This window comes from Nocardia sp. NPDC057272, from assembly GCF_042668615.1.
Classification (GTDB): Bacteria; Actinomycetota; Actinomycetes; order Mycobacteriales; family Mycobacteriaceae; genus Nocardia.
This window is the reverse complement of record NZ_JBHUYK010000007.1, coordinates 235,552-255,805: the sequence shown is the minus strand read 5'-3', so window position 1 is coordinate 255,805 and position 20,254 is coordinate 235,552. Positions and strand designations below refer to the sequence as shown.

Sequence of the window (20,254 nt, the reverse complement as noted above, 5' to 3'; positions counted from 1 at the left end):
CACCATGCCGGTACCTATTCTCAAGCAGGGCACGTACCTGATCGCCTCGGTACAGTCGGCCCTGACCGACGCCGACACCGAGCGGCTACAGGACGACCTGATGAAGCAGGTCAGTCGCTATCGCGCGACCGGCATCATCGTCGACGTCACCGCCATCGATGTGATGGATTCCTTCGCCGCGCGCTCGTTGCGCACCATCGCGCACATGACCCAGTTGCGCGGCGCGGAAACCGTCATCGTCGGACTGCAACCCGAAGTCGCCTTCGCCATGGTGCAACTGGGCCTTACATTCGAAGACATGCACACCGCGCTGGATCTCGAGGAAGGCCTCTCCTGGCTGAATCGGCACCCGCGGCGACGAGACGGTCGCGACAGTGGCCGCTGAGCAGGTGGCGATCGCGGTCAAGGTGTCCGAGGACATCGTTACCGCCCGGCAGGCCGGGAGCGAGTTGGCCGGTGACCTCGGGTTCACCCTCACCGACCGCACGATGATCTCCACCGCCATCTCCGAAATCGCTCGCAACATCACCAGTTACGCGGGCAGCGGCGAGATCAGGCTGCTCATCGACTTGCGCGAGGGTCGCCGCGCGCTCGTCATCCAAGCCGAGGACCAGGGTCCCGGCATCCGCGACATTCCCCGCGCGCTGGAGGACGGCTATTCCACCGGCCGCGGACTCGGACTCGGACTGCCCGGCGCGCGCAGACTGATGGACCGCCTCACCATCGATTCCGCCCCGGGCCGCGGGACGTTGATCGAGATGTGGAAGTGGGTACCCGACGTTGCATGAGGACGGGATCATCGGGCGCATGGAGTGGTCGACGGCCGGTCGGGCTCTGCCCGGCCAGGACGTCTCCGGTGACCGCGCGCTCGTGCTCGACACCGGCGCCGGTGTGCTGTTCGCGGTGCTCGACGGGCTCGGTCACGGTGCGCCCGCGGCCGAGGCCGCCGATCGCGCGACGGTCATCCTCACCGAGAACTGTGGCGAACCGCTGGATGTGCTGATGGTGCTCTGTCATCGCGCGATGGTCGAAACTCGCGGCGCCGCAGTGTCGTTGGCGTTGATCGAGCCGGGCGAGACGCTGCAATGGCTCGGTGTGGGCAACGTCGATTCACGACTGCTCACCCTCGGCCCGGCCGGTCCGGAGCTGCGGGCCACGATGCTGCTCACCGGCGGCATCGTCGGGTACCGGCTGCCCTCGCACCTGCAGCCGCAGACGCTGCCGATCCGCCCCGGCGATCTGCTGCTGATGGCGACCGACGGGATCGTCGCGGTCGGCCCGGAATCGCTGGACCTGGCCAAACCGGCCACTGCCATCGCGGGCGATCTGCTCGCCCGCGACGCGAAGGACACCGATGACGCGCTGGTGCTCGCGGCGCGTTTCCGTGGGCCGTGCCCGTGAGGCCCCGAGACCGCGGTCTGTTCACACCGACCCGGCCGATGAGAGGTTGCCGATGAGCGCTGTCCTGGTCGCATTTCTCGACGACTATTCGGCGGCCATGCGCCGCCATGTCGCCGCACCAGGCCAGGCCGGCCTCTCGGAGGGTTACGACCTGGGCAGGCGCGCCCTCGTGGAGGGCATCAGCCTGCTCGATCTCACCGAGCATCACTTCCGGGCGGTCGCCGAGGACGCCGGCACGCGGGCCGATCCGCGCCGCGCCGAAGTGGCACTGGAATTCCTGCTGCAGACCATGGCGGCCCTCGATATCGCCACCCGCGGCTATCTCGACGGCACTCGCCGCTACGAGCAACAGCGTTCCCGCGCGGAGGATCTCGAAGGCCGCGACGCGTTTCGCACCGCGCTCGTCGAGTCGTTGCAGGACGGGTTCTTCGTCGCCGACGACCACGGCACCATCGTCGAGGTGAACTCCGCGTTCGGGGTGCTCACCGGCTACGGCGCCACCGAGGTGCCGTTCTCGCTACCGCACCCCTGGGCACTGAGCGATCGCACCGGCTACCCCCAGATCGGCACGGAGGCAGCGCGATTCGTGATGCCGGTGCGTCATCGCGACGGCCGGGAACGCTGGCTGGCGGTGAGCGCGAGTTCGCTGGTGAAGCAGGAGAACGACGAGCGGATCTTCGTCGGCACCGTGCGCGATGTGACCGCCGAACACGACGCACAGGCCCGCGACCAGGCCGCCTCGCGTCTGGCCACCGCCGTCGGGGCCGCGACGAGCATGGTGGAGGTCCTCGCGGTCGGACTCGACGAGCTGCGCCGGACCATGGGCGCCGAGACCGCGCTGGTCGCGATCTGGCCGAGCCGGACCGGGCGCCCCGATGTCTACTCCTGCGGCGTGACGCCGTCGAGCAGCGAAGAAGCGCAGCCCGCTCCCGAAACCATCGCCACCGCATCACAATTCACCGCGACGCCGATGCGGCAGAGTGGCCCGCGCGCGGACGGCCCCGTTGTGCTCGACGACGACACCCAGGCTCTGCTCGATCGCTCGCGCAGGCAATCCGCCCGTGGCCTGTCGGCCATCACCGGTGACGAGGGCGGGGTCGACGCGGTCGTCGCACCGCTCGGCGAGACCGGTGACGCGGCGCTGTGGGTACGCTTCGGCGCGCCGCGCGCGGTGAGCGCCGCCGACTGGGCCCTGTACTCGCTGCTCGTCGGCCATCTCAGCGTGGCACTGCAGCGCGCCCGCAACTTCGATCAGGCGCGCGCCACCTCGCTCACCCTGCAGCGGGCGATGCTCGGGCCGATCGAACTGCCGCCGCGGTTCTCGGTGCACTACGAACCCGCCCTGCCACCGCTGGAGATCGGCGGCGACTGGTACGACGTGGTGCCGTTGCGTGACGGCACCATCGGCGTCGTCGTGGGCGACTGCGTCGGCCGTGGCCTGTCGGCCGCCGTGGTGATGGGCCAATTGCGTACCGCGGCAAGGGCTCTGCTGCTGCGCGGCGCCGGACCGGCACAGCTGCTCGCCGAACTCGACGCCGTGGCCTCCCGGATCCCGGGCGCCATGTGTACGACCGTGTGCGCGGCGGTGCTCGACCCGGAGCGCGGGATGGTGCGGTACTCGAACGCGGGCCACATGCCGCCGGTCCTCGCGCCCCCCGGTGGGCCGGGCCGGATCCTCGAGGGTGGACGCGCGGTTCCCCTGGCGACCTTCGACACACCGCGCAGGCCGGAGGCCACGACCGCGCTCCCGCCGGGCGCCACCCTGGTGCTGTTCACCGACGGCCTGGTCGAGCAGCGTGGGTACGACATCGCCGAGGGCTTCGTCAAGATCGCCGAAGTGCTCAGCGAAACCGGCGCCGCACTCCCCCGCGACGTCGCCGACGCGGTGCTGTCGCGGCTGTGCCCGCCCGCGGGCTACGACGACGACGTCGCCATGGTCGTCTACCGCCAGCCCCCGGAGCCGCTGAGCCTCGACTTTCCCGCCGCCGCCACCGAACTGGCCGGGGTGCGCCGCGGTCTCTACCGCTGGTTCGCCACCGCCGCGGTTCCGCACGACCTGGCCGCCGACCTGGTCGCGGCCGCCAACGAGGCCTGCAGCAACAGCGTCGAACACGCCTACCGGGACACCGAACCGGGCCGCGTGAACCTCACGGCCCGCTGCGACGGTGACCGGGTGGTCCTGGAGATCGCCGACAACGGCAACTGGATCCCCACTCCCACCGACCCCGGCTACCGTGGTCGCGGCGTGGAGATGATGCGGGTACTCACCGAGGATCTCACCTTCGACCACGACGAGACCGGCACCCGGGTGCGCATGTGGGTGACCCTGCCCTCGATCACCTTCCCCACCGCGAACCCGCTGCGGGCCTCGTCGCGGCCGCCGACCGTCAGCTCGCGGCAGAATTCATTCTGACCGGGTCGTCTCATAGGCCTCGACGTCGAAGGTCTTCAGCATCCGATGGAACCGGAAGCTGAAGTCCGGCCACAGCGTGGCGTTGTGGCCGTCCTCGTCGACGAACCAGCTGGTGCAGTCGCCCGCGTTCCACACGGTGCCGTCGAATTTCTTCTGCAGGTCCCGGTTGTAACCGGCCTGCGCGTCCGCCTTGACCTCGACCGTGCGCAACCCACCGGCCGACATCGTGGTGATCGCGTCGCTGATGTAGTTGATCTGGGATTCGATGGTGAAGATCGCCGAGGTGTAGCTCAGCGCGGAGTTCGGGCCGATCATCAGGAACATGTTGGGGAAGTTCGCGATGGTCGTACCCTTGTAGCCGCTCATCCCCTCGGCACCGAAAACCTCGGACAGCGTGCGGCCGTCCCGCCCGCTGATCAGGTCGTAGGTCGGCGAGTCGGCGATCCGGAAGCCCGTCGCCAGCACGATGGCGTCGACGTCACGCTCGGTGCCGTCGTTCGCGACGATCGACTGCTCGCGGATCTCGGCGATGCCGTCGGCGACGACCTCGACATTGTCTCGGGCCAGCGCGGGGTAGTACACGTTCGAGACCAGCATCCGCTTGCACCCGAGGCGGTAGCCGGGAGTGACGGTGCGGCGCAGCTCCCGGTCCCGGATCACCCACCACATCTTCAATCGCGCACCGCGCGAGAAGAAGTCGGCGAACGGTGGGTACTTGGACTGCCAGAGCACGAAAGACTCACGCACCCAGTACACGCCGATCCGCGCCAACCGCTGCGCACCCGGAACACGCCGGTAGTAGAGGCGTTCCAGCCACGAGTACTTGCGTCCCATGCGCGGCAACACCCACGGTGCGCTGCGTTGATACAGGTCGAGCTTGGCGACCTCGCCCGCGATGGACGGCACGATCTGGATCGCGGACGCACCGGTGCCGACGACCGCGACCCGCTTGCCCGCGAGCTCGAACTCGTGATCCCAGCGCGCGGAGTGGAACATCGCGCCACGAAACGTGGTGATGCCCTTGATGTCGGGCAGCTTCGGGGCACTCAGCGGGCCTGCCGCCGACACCATGATGTCGGCGGTGTAGGCGCCGTCGCTGGTCTGGATCTCCCAGCGCGCGGCGTCGTTGTCCCAGCGCGCGCCGATGACCTCGCAGTCGAGGACGATCGAGTCGCGCACCCCGTGCCGATCGACCACGTCCTGGACATACCGCTGGATCTGCGGCTGTGTCGAGAACGAATGCGTCCAGTGCGGATTGCGGGCGAACGAGTACGAATACAGCTGCGACGGGACATCGCACCCGGCGCCGGGATAGGTGTTGTCGCGCCACGTACCGCCGATATCGCTCGCCCGCTCGAGGACGACGAAGTCGGTGATCCCCAGCTGGCGCAGTCGAACAGCCACACCCAGCCCGGCGAAGCCGGCGCCGATGATCGCGACGCGGGTGGGACGCGTCGACGGTGCGGTCATCGTGTCTTCGTCGTGGTGTCGTAGGCGTCGATGTCGAAGGTGCGCACCATTCGCCGATATTTGAAGCTGAAGTCCGGCCACAGCGCCGAGTTGTTGCCGTGCTTGTCGAGGAACCAGCTGGTGCAGCCGCCGTTGACCCACACGGTGCGGGCCATCTTCGGCTGGAGCTGCTCGTTGTATTCGACCTGTGCGTCCAGGCGGACCTCGAACGATTGCAGGTTGCGCTGCTCCATCGTGGTGATCGCGTCGACGATGTAGTTGATCTGGGATTCGATGATGTAGATCAGCGAGGTGTAGTTCAGCCCGGAGTTGGCGCCGAGCATGAAGAAGATGTTCGGGAAATTGGCGACCGTGGTGCCCTTGTACATCTGGTAGCCCTCGGCATCGGCGGCCTCGGACACGGTCCGGCCGTCGCGACCGGTGTACAGGTTGAAGGTCGGTGAATCGGCGACGTGGAAGCCGGTGGCCAGCACGATCGCGTCCACCTCCCGCTCCGTGCCGTCCTCGGACACGATCGAGCCGCTGCGGACCTCGGCGATGCCGTCGGTGACGACGTCGACGTTGTCACGATCGAGCGCACCGTAGAACTTGTTCGACACGAGCATGCGCTTGCAGCCGATCCGGTGCTGGGGCAGCACTTTTCGACGCAGCTCCGGGTCACGGATCTCGAAGCGCATCTTGAATCGCCCGACCGTCTCGAGCACGATGCCGGTCCACGGATACTTCACCTGCGTGATCACGAACAGCTCGCGCGTGATGTAGATCAGCGCCCGGATGAACCGTTGCAGGCCCGGAACGCGTTTGAAGGCAAAGCGTTCCAGTCCCAGGTACGGCCGCGAGATCTGCGGCATCACCCAGGTGGCGGTGCGCTGGTACACGTCGAGGTGCTCCACCTCGGGCGCGATCGACGGAACGATCTGCACCGCCGAGGAACCGGTACCGATGACGGCGACCTTCTTGCCGGCCAGGGTGGCGTCGTGGTTCCACCGCGCGGAGTGGAAGATCTCGCCCTCGAAGCTCGAGATGCCCTTGATATCGGGCAGATTCGGCTCGGCGAGCACACCCGCCGCCGAGACGATGAAATCGGCGGTGAAGGTGCCCTTGCTGGTCTCGATGTCCCACCGGCCGTCGGCGTCGTTCCAGCGGGCCCCGGTCAGCGCGCAGTCGAAGATGTGCTTGTCGCGAACGCCGTAGCGTTCGGACACGGTGCGCAGGTACTGCTCGATCTCGGGCTGCGGCGAGAACGACCGGGACCAGTCGGGATTGAGCGCGAACGAATACGAGTACAGGTGTGAGGGCACATCGCAGCCCGCACCGGGATAGGTGTTGTCACGCCAGGTTCCGCCGACATCGGGGCCGCGTTCGATGACCACGAAATCGGACAGGCCACGCTGGCTGAGCCGGATCGCGGTGCCCAGGCCGGAGAGCCCGCTGCCCACGATCATGACCTGGACGTGGCGGGTGTCGTTAGTGCTCATGGGGCGACCTCAGCGGGATTCGTAGATGCGTTTGTGACCGGAGACGGCGGCCAGCCGGAACGGGCGCCGCGTTTCCTCGGCCATGGCGTGGTACGCGCCGTCACTGGGCGAAGCGGCCTCGTGCAGCGCCCGGTAGTGCTCGTAGCCGAGCAACTCACGCGAGGCGATCGCAGCCAGGTTCGCCTCGGTCCGCAGGTGCGCGCGGTAACCGGGCTGCACGGTGCCGCTGAAGAATTCGGCGACACTGCCCGACCCGTAGCTGATCATGGCCAGTGCCCGGTCGGTGAGGTCGTCCGCGTGATCGAGCAGCGAGGCCAGGCCGAGGTACAGCGAGGCGGTGTAGCTGTTGCCGACCGTGCGGTTGTAGGTCGTCGTCGTGCCGATGGCGGCCTCGATCGCGTCGGCGTCGGCGGTGTGGCCCTGGCTTTCGAGCAGGTGGCGGTGCGCCTTGTAGGCCATCTTGGTGAAGGGCTGGTGGTAGCAGAACGCGGCGAACTCACCGAGCTCGCGGCCACCCTGACGGCGGTAGTCCGACCAGGCCTCCTGGGCGGCCTTCTGGTAGGCGTTGACCGAGGTCTTGCCGTCCACGATGGCCTCGGTCCGGTAGTTCGGACGCCAGAAGTCCATGATGTCGGCGCTGTAGAGGCCCGAAATCGGGTCCAGCGCCAGGATCGCTGGATCCGCGGTGACCAGCATCGCGACAGCGGCGGCGCCCTGGGTCGGCTCACCCGGGGTGTCGAGTTCGTACTTCGCGATGTCGGCGGCGATGACCAGCACACGCTGCGACGGGTCGCGAGCGATCAGCCCCGCGGCGAACTGCAGCCCGGCGGTGCCGCCGTAGCAGGCTTGCTTGAGCTCGACGACACGAGCGGCGTTGGGCAGCCCGATCAGCGAATGCAGGTACAGCGCGGCGGCTTTGGACTGGTCGACACCGGTCTCGGTGGCCAGCAGCACGGTGCGGATGTTGTCGGTGCCGTGCCGTTCCAGGATCGGTTTGGCGGCGGCCGCGGCGATGGTGACGATGTCCTCGTCGGCGGCGGCGACGCTCATCTTCTCCTGGCCGATGCCGAGGTAGAACTTGTCGCGATCCACGCCGAGTCGCTCGGCGAGGACGGCGTGATCGAGAGCGTAGTGGGTGGTGGCGAACGAGAGGTCGTGGATACCGACCGGTGTAGTTGTCATCGTGGGCTTCCGTTGCTCGTGGTGGACCGCTCGAATTGGGTATGGGCACGCATCAATTCACCGCGATTGGTCTGTGCCGCCATCAGCGACAGCTCCCCGCACAACACGGTGGCCGCCCCGATCACCGCGAGGCGTCGGGCGTTCTCGCCGGGCTGCCGATCTTCGCGGCAGCCGAGGCGTTCCAGGTTCTCGTCGACGAAACTCGCGTGCTTGCCGTTGCCGACCGTGCCCACGATCAGGTTGGGCAGGGTGCACGAGAAGTAGAGGTCGCCGTCACGATCCTCGGCATGGGTGATGCCCTGGGATCCTTCGACGATATTGGCGGCGTCCTGGCCGGTCGCCAGGTAGTACGCGAGCAGCATGTTGGCGTAATGCGCGTTGGCGGAACGGATTCCACCCGCCAGCAGGGTGCCGATCAGGTTCTTGCGGATATTGAGCTGGGTCACCTGCGCCGCGGTGGTGTGCAGCCGCTGCTCGACCACCTCGCGCGGGATGAGCAGTTCGGTGATCACGTTCTTGCCGCGACCGAGAATGCCGTTGACCGCGGTGGCCTTCTTGTCGGTGCAGTAGTTGCCCGAGATCGAGCCGTAGCGCACCCCGGGCATGGTCGACAGGATGTGATCCATCAGGTGGTCACTTGCCAGGGTCGCCATGTTGTGGCCCGACGCGTCACCGGTGGTGAACTCGAAGCGCAGGAACAGCAGGTTGCCGGTGATCTGGTGGTGCAGGTCGATGAGCCGGGCGAAACGACTACTGCCGGCGACCACCTCCTGGAGCTCGGCCATGCGGCCTTCCAACTGCTGGACCGTGGTGTAGGCGGTGTACGCGTCGTCGGCTTCCAGCAGGATCGAGCGCGTCATCCGCTCGTCGATCAGCGTCGCGACGATGCCCTTCTCGGCCAGGGTGCTGATGCGCGCGCCGCGCCCGACCGAGGGCCACAGCGGGGTTTCGTAGGTGGCGAGGGGAACGTCGACGGCGTCGTCGACGACATTTCCGGTAATGCGGACAGGCCCCACCCACTGCAGCGGCACCGCCGCATACGACATGTCATTCATGGGTGACTCCTTCTCGATTTTCGGATTCACGCCACCAGGGGCTCCGGTGGGCAAGTGCTGCGGCGTCGATGCCGCGAAGCAGGCAGAAGTTCGCGACATCGCCGGTGATGAGCAGGTCGGCGCCGACCAGATCGGCGGGGGTGCGGGCGCCGAGGACGGTGAGGATGGTGCGCAGCTGGTCGAGCCAGGTCCCGATCTGGTCGACCAGGGCGGCGGTGTCGTGGCTGACCAGTGTTTCCAGGAACGCCCCCGCGACGCCGGTCGCGTCGGCGCCCAGCGCGAGCGCGCGCGCGATGTCCAGTGGCGAGCGGATGCCACCGGTGGCGGCAATGTCGATGCCGGGGATGCCGGCGCAGTCGAGCAGGCAGTTCGGGGTGGACTGGCCCCAGCTCTCGATGAACCCGAAGTCGCCGCCGACGCGCCGATCGTTCTCGATGCGAGCGAAGTTGGTGCCGCCACGACCGCCCACGTCGGCCACGGACACACCCGCGTCGCGCAACCAGGTGACGGTCTGCCTGCTCAGGCCGAACCCGACTTCCTTGACGAAGACCGGCACCGCGGTATCGGCGACGATGCGTTCGATCTGGCGCGGCCACGCCCCGAACGAGCGGTCGCCCTCGGGCATGACCACTTCCTGCACGGCGTTGAGATGGATCTGCAACGCATCGGCTTCGAGCAGATCGATGGCGCTGCGCACCTGGTCGACGGTCGCGTTCGCGTTGACATTGGCCATCACGAATCCGTGCGGATTCTCCTGGCGCAGCACGCGATAGGTGCCCGCGACCGACGGATCACGGAAGTAGGCACTCATCGAGCCCGACGCGATGGGGATGCCGGTCTCGCGCGCGGCGATGGCGAGCTGGCGGTTGATCTCGCCGGTCTTGGTGCTGCCGCCGGTCATCGCGTTCACGAACAGCGGTGTGTTCCACTGCTTTCCCGCGACTTCGACGGCCAGGGAGACGTCCTCGGCATCGATGCCGGCGAGGGCGTGGTGGACAAAGGTGACCGAGTCGAAGTCACTGACTCCGGTGGCCTGGCGGTGGTGGTTCACCGCGTGGCGAACGTGGTCGTCCTTGCGATCGGCGATCATCGTGGGTCCCCTTCGGCAAGGTGGGTTCGCAGGGGCAGCGGACGGATTCCGGCGGTGATCCAGCGCCCGGTGAGCTCGGCGATCGCCGCGGGCCGGGTGCGTTCGATGAGCGCGATACCGCAGTCACCACCACCGGCACCCGAGGGCTTCGCCGCCGCACCCACCGCGGCGCCCGCGTCGCACAGTGCGTGCAGACGCGGTGTCATGATGCCGAGGCCCGACGTCGCGTCGAGATCGACGAGCAGTGTTCGCGCGCTGTCGATTTCGACTCGCACGGCGCGGGAGTCGTCGGCCTCGATGGCGGCGACCAGCCGTTCGACACACTCGTTGCTGTGCGCCCGGAAGGTGCTGCGGTCGCCGTCGAGGCCGGCGACCAGCGCCGGTGTGGAGGCGGGGTTCCCGGTCCAACCGACCTGCAGGGTGAGCTCGGTCGGGGTGGGCAGCGGGCGCACCGACAGGCCCGGCCACGGCGAACGCAGGGTCGCGTCGACGCCGTCACGGGCGAGCGAGGCTGCCACCTGCGCGCGGTCCGGGGATCGATAGGCGAGCCAGCCACCCCAGGTACTCACGGCGACATCGCCGCCCGAGGCTCGCGGATTGACCGCGATCGTGGCGAGCATGGCCAGCCGGTACCGATCCATGGGATCGAGCCCGAGCGCGAAGTGCTGTCCGAGGGCGTCGACGGTGGCCACCGTGACGGCCGCGCTGGACCCCAAGCCGAACTTGCGACCATCGTCGTCGCCGAGGTCGGCGGTGACGCTCAGCCGGAAGTCGGAGACGGGGACGGCCCGTTCCAGGAGCAGCTGGTGAACAACCGAGACGGCCGCGAAGACGTACGAAAATGCCTCTGGTACAACAGCATCGGAGATAGGCGCCAATTCGTCACCGTGACGCGCACACGACAGCGTGACGCCGCCGTCCAGATCCGAGTGCAGGGTGATGCCCTCGCCGGGATCCGCCGCCGTGACCGTGGCGGTCGCGTAGCGGTCGACCGCCGTGAGCACCGCGAGGTGTCCCGGCTCGACCACGGCGTATTCACCGGCGATGAAGAGCTTGCCCGGTGCGCGACAACTGGTCATCGATCGCCACCCGCCGCCGGTGCACCGGCCGTCGTCAGCGACGCGCCGGGACCGATGTGCGCGGTCCGGGTGGTGACGAAATCGCCGAGACCGTCCAGGGTGGCATCGACCAGTGGCGCGTCCGCACGCGAGCACAATACTTTGACGTTCGGACCCGCGTCGATCGTGGCGTACGCCATGATCCCGTCGGCACGCAGCGCGAGGACCGCGTCGAGGATAGCGAGCGAATGCGGTGACAGGTACCGGATTCCGGGGCGTGCGGTGAGCATGGTGGCGTGCATGCCGAGGGCGTTGCGCTCGGCGATCTCCCCGATCGCGGGAAGGTCTTGCCGCGCGATGGCTTTGCGCATCTCCGCCAGATCGAGCACCGAGGATTCGGCCCACGGCCGATAGAACGGCGAGGTGGCGGTGGTCTCGCGCATGGCGACACGGCTCGAGACTGCCTTCGCGCCCTGGTTCACCACGGCGACCACCAGAGCCGGGTCCAGTTCGTCGCCGCCGATCGGCTCCGCGAACGAACTCAGGTCCCCTGCTTCGCCGTCGCCTTCACCGGCGTGCCAGACGACGAAGCCGCCGAAGATGGAGCGCGAGGCGGAGCCGGAGCCGCGCCGGGCCAGTCGCGAGAGGGCGCGACCGTCGAGGTCGAGCTCATAGGCGGCCGCCGCGGCGGTGGCCAGGGCCGCGAAGCCGCTGGCCGAGGAGGCCAGACCGGCGCCGGTGGGCCCGGCGTTGGACGTCACCACCATCGCACGGTCGGTCCGACCGGCCTTGGCGCGCACCAGATCCAGGAACGTCTCGATGCGGGTCCGCGCGGCACCGGTGGCCGCGACGCCGTTGAACTCGACGACATCGGCCGGTCCCTCGATCACCCGCACCGACGTGGTGGTCGGGAAGATGTCGAGGGTCATCGACAGGCTGCCCGTGACGGGCAGGAACAGGTCCTCGTCCCGCTTGCCCCAGTACTTCACCAGGGCGATGTTCGGGTACGCGACCGACTCGGCGGACGGCCCGGTCACGGCGCCGCGCTCGGCGACCGCGGGTGATGCGGGAGTGAAAGTCATGGATTTACACCGTGTTCCGAGGTCGAGACGGATAGGGACTCCGCGCCTGAACGCAGGCTGCGGGTGGGGACCGTCCAGGTCTGTACCGCGCCGGCGCGGCGCAACGCGGCGCTGACCGTGCGCGCGTCACCGGTCTCGGTGAGCGCGAGGACGCAGCCGCCCAGACCGGCGCCGGTGAGCTTGGCGCCGTACGCGCCCGCCTCCAGCGCCGCCGCGACCAGTGTGTCGATATGCGGGGTGCTCACGCCGAGTCCGGCGAGCAGGTCCTGGAAGTCGAGCATCGCCCGGCCCAGCGACGCGGCGTCCCCGGACGAGAGGTCTGCCGCGGCACCGCTGATCAGCTCGCCCGCCCTGGTCAGCATCCGGTGCGCGGACCGCGGATCGCGGTCGAGTGTGCGGCGCACCCCGGCGACCGCGTGCTGGGTGGACCCGGGCACCCCGGTATCGGCGATCACCAGCGCGGCGTCGAGACCGATGTCGAGTGCGGTGGCGGTGCCCTCGTGGAACAGGATCGGGCCGTCGGCCAGCACCGCGCTCGCGTCGATGCCACTGGCTCTGCCGTGCGCGACCTGTTCGCCGCACTGGACGAGTTCGTAGAGCGTGGCGGCCTCGACGGTCCGGCCGTGCAGGTCGGCGACCGCACGCACGGCCGCGCCGGCGCAGGCCGCACTCGATCCGAGCCCACGAGCGAGCGGAATGTCGCACTCCATCACCACATCGGCGATATGACCGGTCAGGCCCCAACGCCGCAACGCCTCCTCGACCGCTACGCGCGGCCCGGACAACGTGTTCTCCACGGCATTCGGGTTGCCGGCGACGAATCCGAAATGTCCTTCGGGAACCTCGACGACGCCGCCGGGGGTGCCGGGACGCGCGATCGCCCGCACCGACAGGGTCGGCAGCGGAAACGCGATGGCGGGCGTCCCGTGCACCACGGTGTGCTCACCCAGCAGGATCGCCTTGGCGTGGGCTCGGCCCACGCCACGGACCGGGCCGGTCGCTGTGGAGCTGTGTTCAGTACGTTCTCGAACGGGACTGTTCACGACGATTCCTCTCCAGACTCGGCCCGGCCGTGCCGGTTACCGAGACGATCGGCCGAAAATGGCGCGCACGGACGGGAAGAACGCGGGCACCTGCGCGGCGTACGCGCGATAGGACGCACCGAAACGAGCGATGAGATCGCGCTCCTCCAGGTAGGTTCCCAGCAGGATGTACCCGGTCAGCCCGAGCGCCCACACCAGGTGTCCGACGGTGAACTCACTGGCGAACCAGAACGACACCAGCAGACCGGTCATCAGTGGATGACGAACCAGCTTGTAGACGCCGTTCACCTGCAGACGGTCGACCGTCGCGTCCGGTACCTGGATCACGTACTGGCGGTAGGCCTGACTGATGCCGAGCAGGTGGAAGTGGTTCAGCAGCAGGGTAGCCGCGTAGACCAGCACGAAGCCGATCCAGAACCCGGTGTCGAGCACCACTGCGAGCGCGCCGTCGGCCGACCACAACACGTGCGGCACCGGCTGCCACGCCAGCATGATCACCCACATCACCAGGCACACGCCGATGATGTAGACGGTGCGCTCGAGCGCCTCGGGCACCCAGCGGGTGATGAACGCCTTGAAGGAGGGCCGGGCCATTCCCGAGTGCTGCAGCGCGAACAGCGCGAGCAGCACCAGGTCGATGGCGATCGCGGGGACCGCGGACAGGTGCGGTCCCTTGTCCACCGTCTTGGGCAGCCACCAACCGCCGGCGAACAGCAGCATCAGCGGCACCGTGATGCCGGCGAAACCGTAGACGGCGAAGGAGAACAGGAACGGGACGAGCCGCGAGGGACTCGTCACCACGCCCCGAACCTGTTGCGGTGACATCAGATCCATGCGAACCACGGCAGGTAGCGTGAGCGAACGGTGCCCGCTTCCAGACGCGACTCCAGGCGCGCCTTCCACTTGTTGCCGTAGCCCTCGTTGAGGAAGCCGCCAGGCACGACCAGACGCCAACCCGACTGCGCCACCATCCAATACGGCACGATGACGCCGGGGTTCACGTCACGCATGTAGTCGAGCTTGTCGGGGATCTGGCTCCAGTGGATGCCGGGGTAGCGGTGGTGCACGCTGTGGTAGCCCTGGTTGAAGATCAGGAAGTTGAGGATGTTGCCCGCGTTGTTCAGCGAGGTGCTCGGCTCATCGGTGAATCCGCGTGCGGGAGCGTGGCTCAGCCAGGCGAAGTAGCCGGCGTTGACCTGGGTGATCAGGAACGGGACCCAGTAGAACAGCACGAACTTCTCGAAGCCCGCGACGTACCAGACGGAGCCGATCACGACGGCGTACACCGCGAGATCGAAGATGAACTGGTGGCGCGTCTTGCGACGGCGCGGCGCCGGGTTCGCGGCGAACACCGTACGCACCGTGTGGATCTTGACGACCATGCCGTAGCGCACCCAGTACCAGAGGGCGCCGATGCCCTTGTCCAGGCCGGTGGTCGCGGTGACGTCGCCCGGGCCGTCGTTGAACCGGTGATGGTTGAGGACGTGCACCTCGCGCATCTCGGCCGCGGTCAGGTTGCCGGGCAGGCAGCACAGGATGTCGACCACCCGGTTGGGGAACTTGGACACGAACAGCGGGCGATGGGTGTGCATGTGCATCACGCCGATGGTCAGCGAGAGGTTCAGCAGCGAGAGCACGATGATCAGCGGTACCGCGATGTACCAGGTGGAGGTGCCGGGAATGAACAGCGCGGCTGCGGTCATGCCGATCCACAACGCGATGTGGAGCAGCGGGCCGACGTTGGACGCGTGCTCGAGTTTGAACACGCGCCGGCTGAACGGCGGTTTCTCTGTGGGCGCGACGGGCGTTCCGGTGCTCATGGGAGAGCTCCTTCGCTAGTAGTGACGATCATCGAGGAGGTGTTCCTCGACTACTGGTGGCTGCTGTTGTCGAGAGCGGCGAGCTGCAGCCGTGTGGCCAGCGCCCGGATCGCGTCGGGTTCGTGGCTCGGCACCCGCTCCATGGCACCGAAAGCCAGGTGATCGGCGATCATCATGGTGCGGATCGCCGAGTCGGAGAGTTCGCCGGTCAGGCGGCCTTCGGGCAGGGTTTGCACCAGCGCGAAGGTGGTGTCCACGATCAGCGGCATCAACGAGGTTTCCGTCGACGCGAGGTCGCCCGCACCGAGCACCTGCGAGGCCGACGCCGAGCCGGTGGTGAAATCCGGTGAGGCATCGAGCATTTGATGGATCGCGGCGTCGCCGCTGCGGCGCACACGCTCGAGCATCGTGGTCCAGTAGGCCGGCGAGGCGGCGGCCAGCGTGGCCGCGGCGACCGGGCGCCGGAAGGGCGCGGGCGCCCCGACGGCGCCACACAGGAACGCCGAAGTCGTGATCGTCATGTACGCCATCGCCGCCCGCGCGCCCAGGCTCGGTGTGCCGGGACCGAGCTTGGCCAGCAGTGCGAAGCCGCCGAGGGCGGGGGTGAGCTGGCGCAGCATCACCATCCGGGTGAGTTCCTCACGGTCGGCGGCGCCGTAGATCGCGAGTTCGTTGTCGCGCAGGTCGTTGGCCGACTGGGCGATCACGGCCACACAACCGGTCAGCTCCCGCAGATCCGCTTCGGGCAGTACATCTTCGGCGACCAGGGCGCAGGCGTAGTGGGTGATCCGGCCGAGCACACCTTCGCTGTAGGCGACGCGGGTCAGCGGTGCGTCGATGTTGCGCGCCATCACCCGGCCGACATCGGTGAGCACCAGCCCGACCCGCTGGCGACCCTGCTCGGACAACGCCGCGAGCAGCGCCCTGACGTCGGCGATGCGCTCGGCGAGTACCCGGTCGACGGCTTCGCTGTCGCGGATCTTGCCCTCGAGCGCGGGCAGCGGCGCCGGGAGGGTGTCACTGGTGCCGTTGAGGTAATCCACTGCCGCCAGCACGGCATCGCTGGCTACCGCGCGGTCGCTGAGATCTTCGAAAGCGTCGAGCACGCGACAGGCGAGCAGCGCGGCGGTGGCCTCGGCGCGCAAGGTCGCAGGTAGCAGGCCGACGGCGATGCCCAGGTTGCGGCCAGCGGGAATCAGCGCCAGCGCGGCCAGTTCCTGTGGAGACCGCGCGGTGCGCAGTGCGTCCAGATCCGGTGCGCGGCGAAGATTGCGCAGTCCGCGGATCAGGAGGGGAAGTCGTGCCGTGCTCATCGGGAGATCACCTGCTCGAGAAGTTCGCGCAGGTCGTCACGCGCGAGGGAAGGGGGGAAGACGTCGAGTGCGCGGGTGGCCTTCTCGGTGGCGTCCATCGCGACCAGGCGGGCGGCTTTGGTCGCGCCGCTCTCCACCAGGTCTTCTTGCAGGGTCGCGCTGGAAATCTCCGCGTCCAGCCACATTTCGCGGGCGCCGGGGCGCGAGCCGAGCCATTCGATGACCGGCCAGGTGGGCACCCGGCGTTCGAGGTCGCCGCCGGCGTCCTTGCCCAGGCCAGGTCCGCCCTCGATATCGCGGACGTCGTCCATGATCTGGAAGGCGAGCGCGAGCTGGTCGGCGTACTCCATCAGGGCGTAGAGCCGGTCGAGATCGACCCCACCCGCGGTGCCGCCGTAGGCGCACGACAGCCGGAACAGGGTGCCGGTCTTGGCCCCCGCCACGAGTTCGTAGTGGCGGCGCAGCGCGACCTCGTCGATCGAGGGCGGCAGGGTCTCGATGAGCTGACCGTAGGACAGGTCGGAGAGCCGGTCGGCGTAGGTGATGCCGGGCGCCTCACCGACCCGCGCGAAGACCTCGGGGTTGTCGGTCAGCACCCGGGCGACGACCTGCATCGATGCGCCGGCCAGGTGAAATCCGGCGCGGGCACTGGTGCGCACGCCGAATGCGGCGGGCACCGACGGTGCGTCGCGACGCAGCAGCGATCCGTCACAGATGTCGTCGTGGACCAGCGAGGATTCGTGCAGCATCTCCATCGCGCAGGCCAGGTCGACCGCATCGCCCAGCGGGGCGGCGGTGTCGGCGGCGTCGGGGAGCAACCCGGCACAGGCCAGGACGAGCCGGGCCCGCACACGCTTGCCGGGAGCGGCCAGGATGTGGGTGTAGATCGCGTCGAAATCCTCACCGGTGATGAGCAGTTCCCGCAGTCGTGCGGTGACCAGCGCCAGTTGCTCGGTCGGTCCGGCCGGTCTGGGCATGACCACCACTTGGTCGCCCGAGTGCTGGTCACCCGAGTGCTGTGCTGCGGGTAGCGCGGGATTATCCATAGCGCTGAGCTCCTTTGGTGTGGTCACGATGCGGAGAGGTTCACCGGCGACTGCCGGACACGGGTTTATGGAGTTTCCGGCGGGGCAGTCGTAGGGAGTCACCTCTCGCAGCCGACGGGGTCGAGCGTCCCGTTCGCTGGCTACCGACGGGTAGTTTTCTGGAGGAAGCTCGAGATGTCAAGCATTCCAACATGTTCCAAGTTTGAAACCTGCAATTGTGCTGTACCACAATGGTTTACGGAGATTTCAGGCGGGTGAGACAGCAGCGACGGCCGATTGCTGACACTAGGCGTGCGGCGTAATCGCCTGCACTACAATGGCTTCCGCGTCATCGCGAGAATCCTGGGGCGAACTCACGCGTCGCGGAGCCGCCCGAGATAGACACCTCGGGAGTCGTCCAGCGATGCGTGGGGTCGACCGCGATGCGGTCGAGTCGGAGCTCGCAACGTCAATGTTGTTGGCACACACATGATTCGGGACCGCAGTGACACGAACTGTCCGTTCGTCAACAACTCCGGTGACAGTGACAGCTCTGTCCAAACCATACAATCCGATTCGCGTTACCGCGAGCCGAGGCGCGCTCGAGAACCGACCCGAAGGCCCGCGACGATCCGTTGTCACGCCCAACGTAACGATGAAACCTTGTGCAGCACCGTTGGTTTCACCGGCAACGCGGCGGGCAGCGAAGCGGCCGAGTGAAAAGACGCGACCGGGTTCGGTCAGCGGGCGGCGGTGCTGCCGAGACGGCCGAGAACCCGGAGGTCCGGTGTCGGATGGTCGACGAGCGGGGCGGTGGACCGGACAGGGGGACGCATGATCGTGCAGCGACGGGCCAGAACGGTGCCGCAGGCATGGACGGTGGTGGTGATCAAGTCTTCGGCCAGCGGGAGGTCGTCGTCGCGATAGGCGTAGACCGAGAAGCGCACCGTGTGCTGCTCGTTGCGCGGGTCCGCCTGCTGAACCGCTTCGGCGGGGCAGCTCGACAGGAGCATGATCGCGGCGGCCAGGTCCGCGCAGGGATCTCCACCGACCAGCGAGCCGGAGGCGAAGGCGGCGAAAAGCGTGCGCAGGCAAGGCTGTTCGGGTCGCTGCTGGGAGTCCTGGATCTGCGACCAGCGGCGCAAAGCCGGGTGGTCGGCGATGTCGGGCCTGCCCTGCCACCGCCGGCGCGCGCAGTCGAGCAGCCGGGCGGAAGTCGAGTCCCACACGTGGGGCGCTTCGATTCGGGCGACGATCCGCAGCAGGCGGCATTCGTCGGCAGCGGTGGTCACGGGCGGTTCGATGAGCGGCGCCGCCGCCTGTCGGTGCGTCTGCATTGTCGACCTCCTACCGCACGAGAGAAGAACCGAGCGGGCGCTGCGCGGCAGCGGCGGAACCACGCCGCCACGCCAGGCGGAACGCCCACGCCGAGGCCAGCACCGACATGACGACGACGGTCGCGATCACCCCGAAGACCACCCCACCGGACCACCCGACGCCGTCGTATCGCGCGATCAACGCCGACGCGAGAATCGGGCCCGCCGTGATGAACACGGGAATCAGCAAGATCAACCCGAGGGTCACCAGACTCGACGGTGTCATCACTGTTTTCGCTGCGGAGAAATCACGTCGAGAGATCATGGTGTGCGGCCCCGACGGCTGCGTGACTGTAGCCATTTCCGCCCTCTCCGTTACCTGAATGGAACCCAGCGAAACTATCGAGTCCCAAACGTACAGCCCCGATCCGGCCAACCGCGTACTTCGTCACGAAACAGTGATAACTCGAAACTGAACCAAATCCGAACAGGAGACATATTCCCAGCTCAGGCGGCATTTATTCATTAGCTGTCAATTTGCTGTTCCGGTTTATTGTTCAGATCGGATAACAATCTCGGAGAGCGGGCATGCACGCGCCATCCTCCTCGGTAAGCAAGTCTTCACACCCGTTCGGAAAGGAAACAGTTCGACAATCCGCCTGATCGGAATCTCACCAAGCAATTGCCAAGCGGCGACAGATGTTTCGAGTCGGGACCATTGTTCGGCGCACTCGACGCACAGTCAGCCCGGTTCGCTACCGAAACTGCCTTCCAGCCGATTGCGCGAACCCGGATGCACGAGCCGTGCCATGCTGACCAACCCGCCCGAGGACCAGGTGCGGCGCCGGATGAGCAGGCACGGCTCGTCGGCGTCGATGCCGAGCAGCACACACTCCTCGCGGGCGGCCCGCACCGCCTCGACGACATGCTCACCGCGCAACAGTGGCGCGACCTCGCTGAGGTAGACGTTCGGAGTGACGGCGGTGAAGTCCTGGGCGAGGTAGTCGGGGGCCTGTGCCGGGTTGACGTAGCGGTCCTCGAGCTGGATCGGCACGCCGTCCTCCAAGTGCACCAGCAGCGAGTGGAATACGGTGCCGCCCATGGCATTCGCCAGCTCGGCATCGCCCGGAACCTCGGATCGCACGAACACCACCTCGGTGCGATGGCGATGTCCGCGACCGGTGATCTCGTCGGCGATGTTGCGGACCTCGAACAGCGGCGAGGAGGCCTTACTCGCCGCGACGAAGGTGCCCACACCCATCACCCGGGTGAGCGCGCCGTCGGCGGTCAGGTCACGCAGGGCGCGATTGATCGTCATCCGGGACAGGCCGAGCGCGGCGACGAACTGGTTCTCCGAGGGGATCTGCTCCCCCGCGTTCCACCGGCGCGCCTTGATCTGCGCCATGATCAGCTGCTTGACCCGCTCATACGCCGCGAATTCGCTGCCGAGCTCGCCGTAGAGCGCGGCCAGCTCCGCATCGACTACCTCGATCGCCACCACCGAATAT

At 67.8% G+C, this 20,254-nt stretch carries 19 protein-coding genes; 4 read left to right on the top strand and 15 right to left on the bottom strand.

Annotated features, from left to right (window positions below; all coding sequences use genetic code 11):
- Window positions 1-4 precede the first annotated feature (4 nt).
- From ACFULV_RS13740 to ACFULV_RS13725, 4 genes are read left to right on the top strand one after another with little or no spacing between them, the layout of a single operon-like run.
- A complete protein-coding gene (locus ACFULV_RS13740) occupies window positions 5-385 on the top strand; it encodes an STAS domain-containing protein (RefSeq protein WP_056809990.1) in 381 nt (126 codons plus the stop codon).
- The gene (locus tag ACFULV_RS13735; protein ID WP_056809992.1) at window positions 375-788 is read left to right on the top strand and encodes an ATP-binding protein; all 414 of its coding nucleotides are present in this window, start codon (window positions 375-377) and stop codon (window positions 786-788) included. The genes ACFULV_RS13740 and ACFULV_RS13735 overlap by 11 nt, the downstream gene beginning before the upstream one ends.
- Before the next feature lie 19 nt (window positions 789-807).
- The gene (locus ACFULV_RS13730; RefSeq protein WP_170112222.1) at window positions 808-1,401 is read left to right on the top strand and encodes a SpoIIE family protein phosphatase; all 594 of its coding nucleotides are present in this window, start codon (window positions 808-810) and stop codon (window positions 1,399-1,401) included.
- 52 nt (window positions 1,402-1,453) lie between these two features.
- The gene (locus ACFULV_RS13725; RefSeq protein WP_378627356.1) at window positions 1,454-3,814 is read left to right on the top strand and encodes a SpoIIE family protein phosphatase; all 2,361 of its coding nucleotides are present in this window, start codon (window positions 1,454-1,456) and stop codon (window positions 3,812-3,814) included.
- Here ACFULV_RS13725 and ACFULV_RS13720 read toward each other — a convergent pair.
- From ACFULV_RS13720 to hutC, 15 genes are all read right to left on the bottom strand, one after another.
- Complete coding sequence (locus ACFULV_RS13720; protein WP_378656331.1) at window positions 3,806-5,284, bottom strand: flavin-containing monooxygenase; 1,479 nt, start codon at window positions 5,282-5,284, stop codon at window positions 3,806-3,808. The two genes, ACFULV_RS13725 and ACFULV_RS13720, sit on opposite strands and share 9 nt — an antisense overlap.
- The gene (locus ACFULV_RS13715) at window positions 5,281-6,762 is read right to left on the bottom strand and encodes a flavin-containing monooxygenase (protein ID WP_378656329.1); all 1,482 of its coding nucleotides are present in this window, start codon (window positions 6,760-6,762) and stop codon (window positions 5,281-5,283) included. Before ACFULV_RS13715 ends, ACFULV_RS13720 begins: the two co-directional genes overlap by 4 nt.
- A gap of 9 nt (window positions 6,763-6,771) precedes the next feature.
- Entirely contained in the window at window positions 6,772-7,944 is a 1,173-nt protein-coding gene (locus ACFULV_RS13710) for a hydroxymethylglutaryl-CoA synthase (RefSeq protein WP_378627350.1), read from the bottom strand.
- On the bottom strand, window positions 7,941-8,999 hold the full coding sequence (locus tag ACFULV_RS13705) for a hydroxymethylglutaryl-CoA reductase (RefSeq protein WP_358065645.1): 1,059 nt from the start codon (window positions 8,997-8,999) through the stop codon (window positions 7,941-7,943). Before ACFULV_RS13705 ends, ACFULV_RS13710 begins: the two co-directional genes overlap by 4 nt.
- Window positions 8,992-10,089 (bottom strand): type 2 isopentenyl-diphosphate Delta-isomerase, encoded by a 1,098-nt coding sequence (gene fni / locus ACFULV_RS13700; protein ID WP_378627347.1) that lies wholly within the window; start codon window positions 10,087-10,089, stop codon window positions 8,992-8,994. The genes ACFULV_RS13705 and fni overlap by 8 nt, the downstream gene beginning before the upstream one ends.
- Window positions 10,086-11,168, bottom strand: a complete 1,083-nt coding sequence (locus ACFULV_RS13695) for a phosphomevalonate kinase (protein WP_378656327.1) — start codon at window positions 11,166-11,168, stop codon at window positions 10,086-10,088. Before ACFULV_RS13695 ends, fni begins: the two co-directional genes overlap by 4 nt.
- Window positions 11,165-12,229 (bottom strand): diphosphomevalonate decarboxylase, encoded by a 1,065-nt coding sequence (gene mvaD / locus ACFULV_RS13690; RefSeq protein WP_378627344.1) that lies wholly within the window; start codon window positions 12,227-12,229, stop codon window positions 11,165-11,167. The genes ACFULV_RS13695 and mvaD overlap by 4 nt, the downstream gene beginning before the upstream one ends.
- Entirely contained in the window at window positions 12,226-13,272 is a 1,047-nt protein-coding gene (mvk, locus tag ACFULV_RS13685; RefSeq protein ID WP_378627343.1) for a mevalonate kinase, read from the bottom strand. Before mvk ends, mvaD begins: the two co-directional genes overlap by 4 nt.
- A 36-nt stretch (window positions 13,273-13,308) precedes the next feature.
- A complete protein-coding gene (locus ACFULV_RS13680) occupies window positions 13,309-14,106 on the bottom strand; it encodes a methyltransferase family protein (protein WP_378627342.1) in 798 nt (265 codons plus the stop codon).
- Complete coding sequence (locus tag ACFULV_RS13675) at window positions 14,097-15,092, bottom strand: fatty acid desaturase (RefSeq protein ID WP_378627340.1); 996 nt, start codon at window positions 15,090-15,092, stop codon at window positions 14,097-14,099. The genes ACFULV_RS13680 and ACFULV_RS13675 overlap by 10 nt, the downstream gene beginning before the upstream one ends.
- 50 nt (window positions 15,093-15,142) lie before the next feature.
- On the bottom strand, window positions 15,143-16,405 hold the full coding sequence (locus ACFULV_RS13670) for a hypothetical protein (RefSeq protein WP_378656325.1): 1,263 nt from the start codon (window positions 16,403-16,405) through the stop codon (window positions 15,143-15,145).
- Window positions 16,402-17,451, bottom strand: coding sequence for a polyprenyl synthetase family protein (locus ACFULV_RS13665; RefSeq protein ID WP_378656323.1), 1,050 nt, complete (start codon window positions 17,449-17,451; stop codon window positions 16,402-16,404). The genes ACFULV_RS13670 and ACFULV_RS13665 overlap by 4 nt, the downstream gene beginning before the upstream one ends.
- 719 nt (window positions 17,452-18,170) lie before the next feature.
- A complete protein-coding gene (locus ACFULV_RS13660) occupies window positions 18,171-18,767 on the bottom strand; it encodes a hypothetical protein (protein ID WP_378627335.1) in 597 nt (198 codons plus the stop codon).
- Window positions 18,768-18,777: 10 nt separating this feature from the next.
- Window positions 18,778-19,107 carry a hypothetical protein gene (locus ACFULV_RS13655; RefSeq protein ID WP_378627333.1) on the bottom strand — a complete coding sequence of 110 codons (330 nt, stop codon included), beginning with the start codon at window positions 19,105-19,107 and terminating at the stop codon, window positions 18,778-18,780.
- 381 nt (window positions 19,108-19,488) lie between these two features.
- Window positions 19,489-20,244, bottom strand: coding sequence for a histidine utilization repressor (gene hutC / locus ACFULV_RS13650; RefSeq protein WP_378627331.1), 756 nt, complete (start codon window positions 20,242-20,244; stop codon window positions 19,489-19,491).
- Between the last annotated feature and the right edge of the window lie 10 nt (window positions 20,245-20,254).

What these genes read in the sequence shown, in the direction of transcription:
- ACFULV_RS13715 (WP_378656329.1), bottom strand. Translation starts at nt 6,762, where the DNA reads ATGAGCACTAACGACACCCGCCACGTCCAGGTCATGATCGTGGGCAGC.
- ACFULV_RS13740 (WP_056809990.1), top strand. Translation starts at nt 5, where the DNA reads ATGCCGGTACCTATTCTCAAGCAGGGCACGTACCTGATCGCCTCGGTA.
- ACFULV_RS13665 (WP_378656323.1), bottom strand. Translation starts at nt 17,451, where the DNA reads ATGGATAATCCCGCGCTACCCGCAGCACAGCACTCGGGTGACCAGCAC.
- ACFULV_RS13695 (WP_378656327.1), bottom strand. Translation starts at nt 11,168, where the DNA reads ATGACCAGTTGTCGCGCACCGGGCAAGCTCTTCATCGCCGGTGAATAC.
- ACFULV_RS13725 (WP_378627356.1), top strand. Translation starts at nt 1,454, where the DNA reads ATGAGCGCTGTCCTGGTCGCATTTCTCGACGACTATTCGGCGGCCATG.
- mvaD (WP_378627344.1), bottom strand. Translation starts at nt 12,229, where the DNA reads ATGACTTTCACTCCCGCATCACCCGCGGTCGCCGAGCGCGGCGCCGTG.
- ACFULV_RS13710 (WP_378627350.1), bottom strand. Translation starts at nt 7,944, where the DNA reads ATGACAACTACACCGGTCGGTATCCACGACCTCTCGTTCGCCACCACC.
- ACFULV_RS13660 (WP_378627335.1), bottom strand. Translation starts at nt 18,767, where the DNA reads ATGCAGACGCACCGACAGGCGGCGGCGCCGCTCATCGAACCGCCCGTG.
- ACFULV_RS13675 (WP_378627340.1), bottom strand. Translation starts at nt 15,092, where the DNA reads ATGAGCACCGGAACGCCCGTCGCGCCCACAGAGAAACCGCCGTTCAGC.
- ACFULV_RS13705 (WP_358065645.1), bottom strand. Translation starts at nt 8,999, where the DNA reads ATGAATGACATGTCGTATGCGGCGGTGCCGCTGCAGTGGGTGGGGCCT.
- ACFULV_RS13655 (WP_378627333.1), bottom strand. Translation starts at nt 19,107, where the DNA reads ATGGCTACAGTCACGCAGCCGTCGGGGCCGCACACCATGATCTCTCGA.
- ACFULV_RS13720 (WP_378656331.1), bottom strand. Translation starts at nt 5,284, where the DNA reads ATGACCGCACCGTCGACGCGTCCCACCCGCGTCGCGATCATCGGCGCC.
- ACFULV_RS13680 (WP_378627342.1), bottom strand. Translation starts at nt 14,106, where the DNA reads ATGGATCTGATGTCACCGCAACAGGTTCGGGGCGTGGTGACGAGTCCC.
- ACFULV_RS13730 (WP_170112222.1), top strand. Translation starts at nt 808, where the DNA reads ATGGAGTGGTCGACGGCCGGTCGGGCTCTGCCCGGCCAGGACGTCTCC.
- fni (WP_378627347.1), bottom strand. Translation starts at nt 10,089, where the DNA reads ATGATCGCCGATCGCAAGGACGACCACGTTCGCCACGCGGTGAACCAC.
- ACFULV_RS13670 (WP_378656325.1), bottom strand. Translation starts at nt 16,405, where the DNA reads ATGAGCACGGCACGACTTCCCCTCCTGATCCGCGGACTGCGCAATCTT.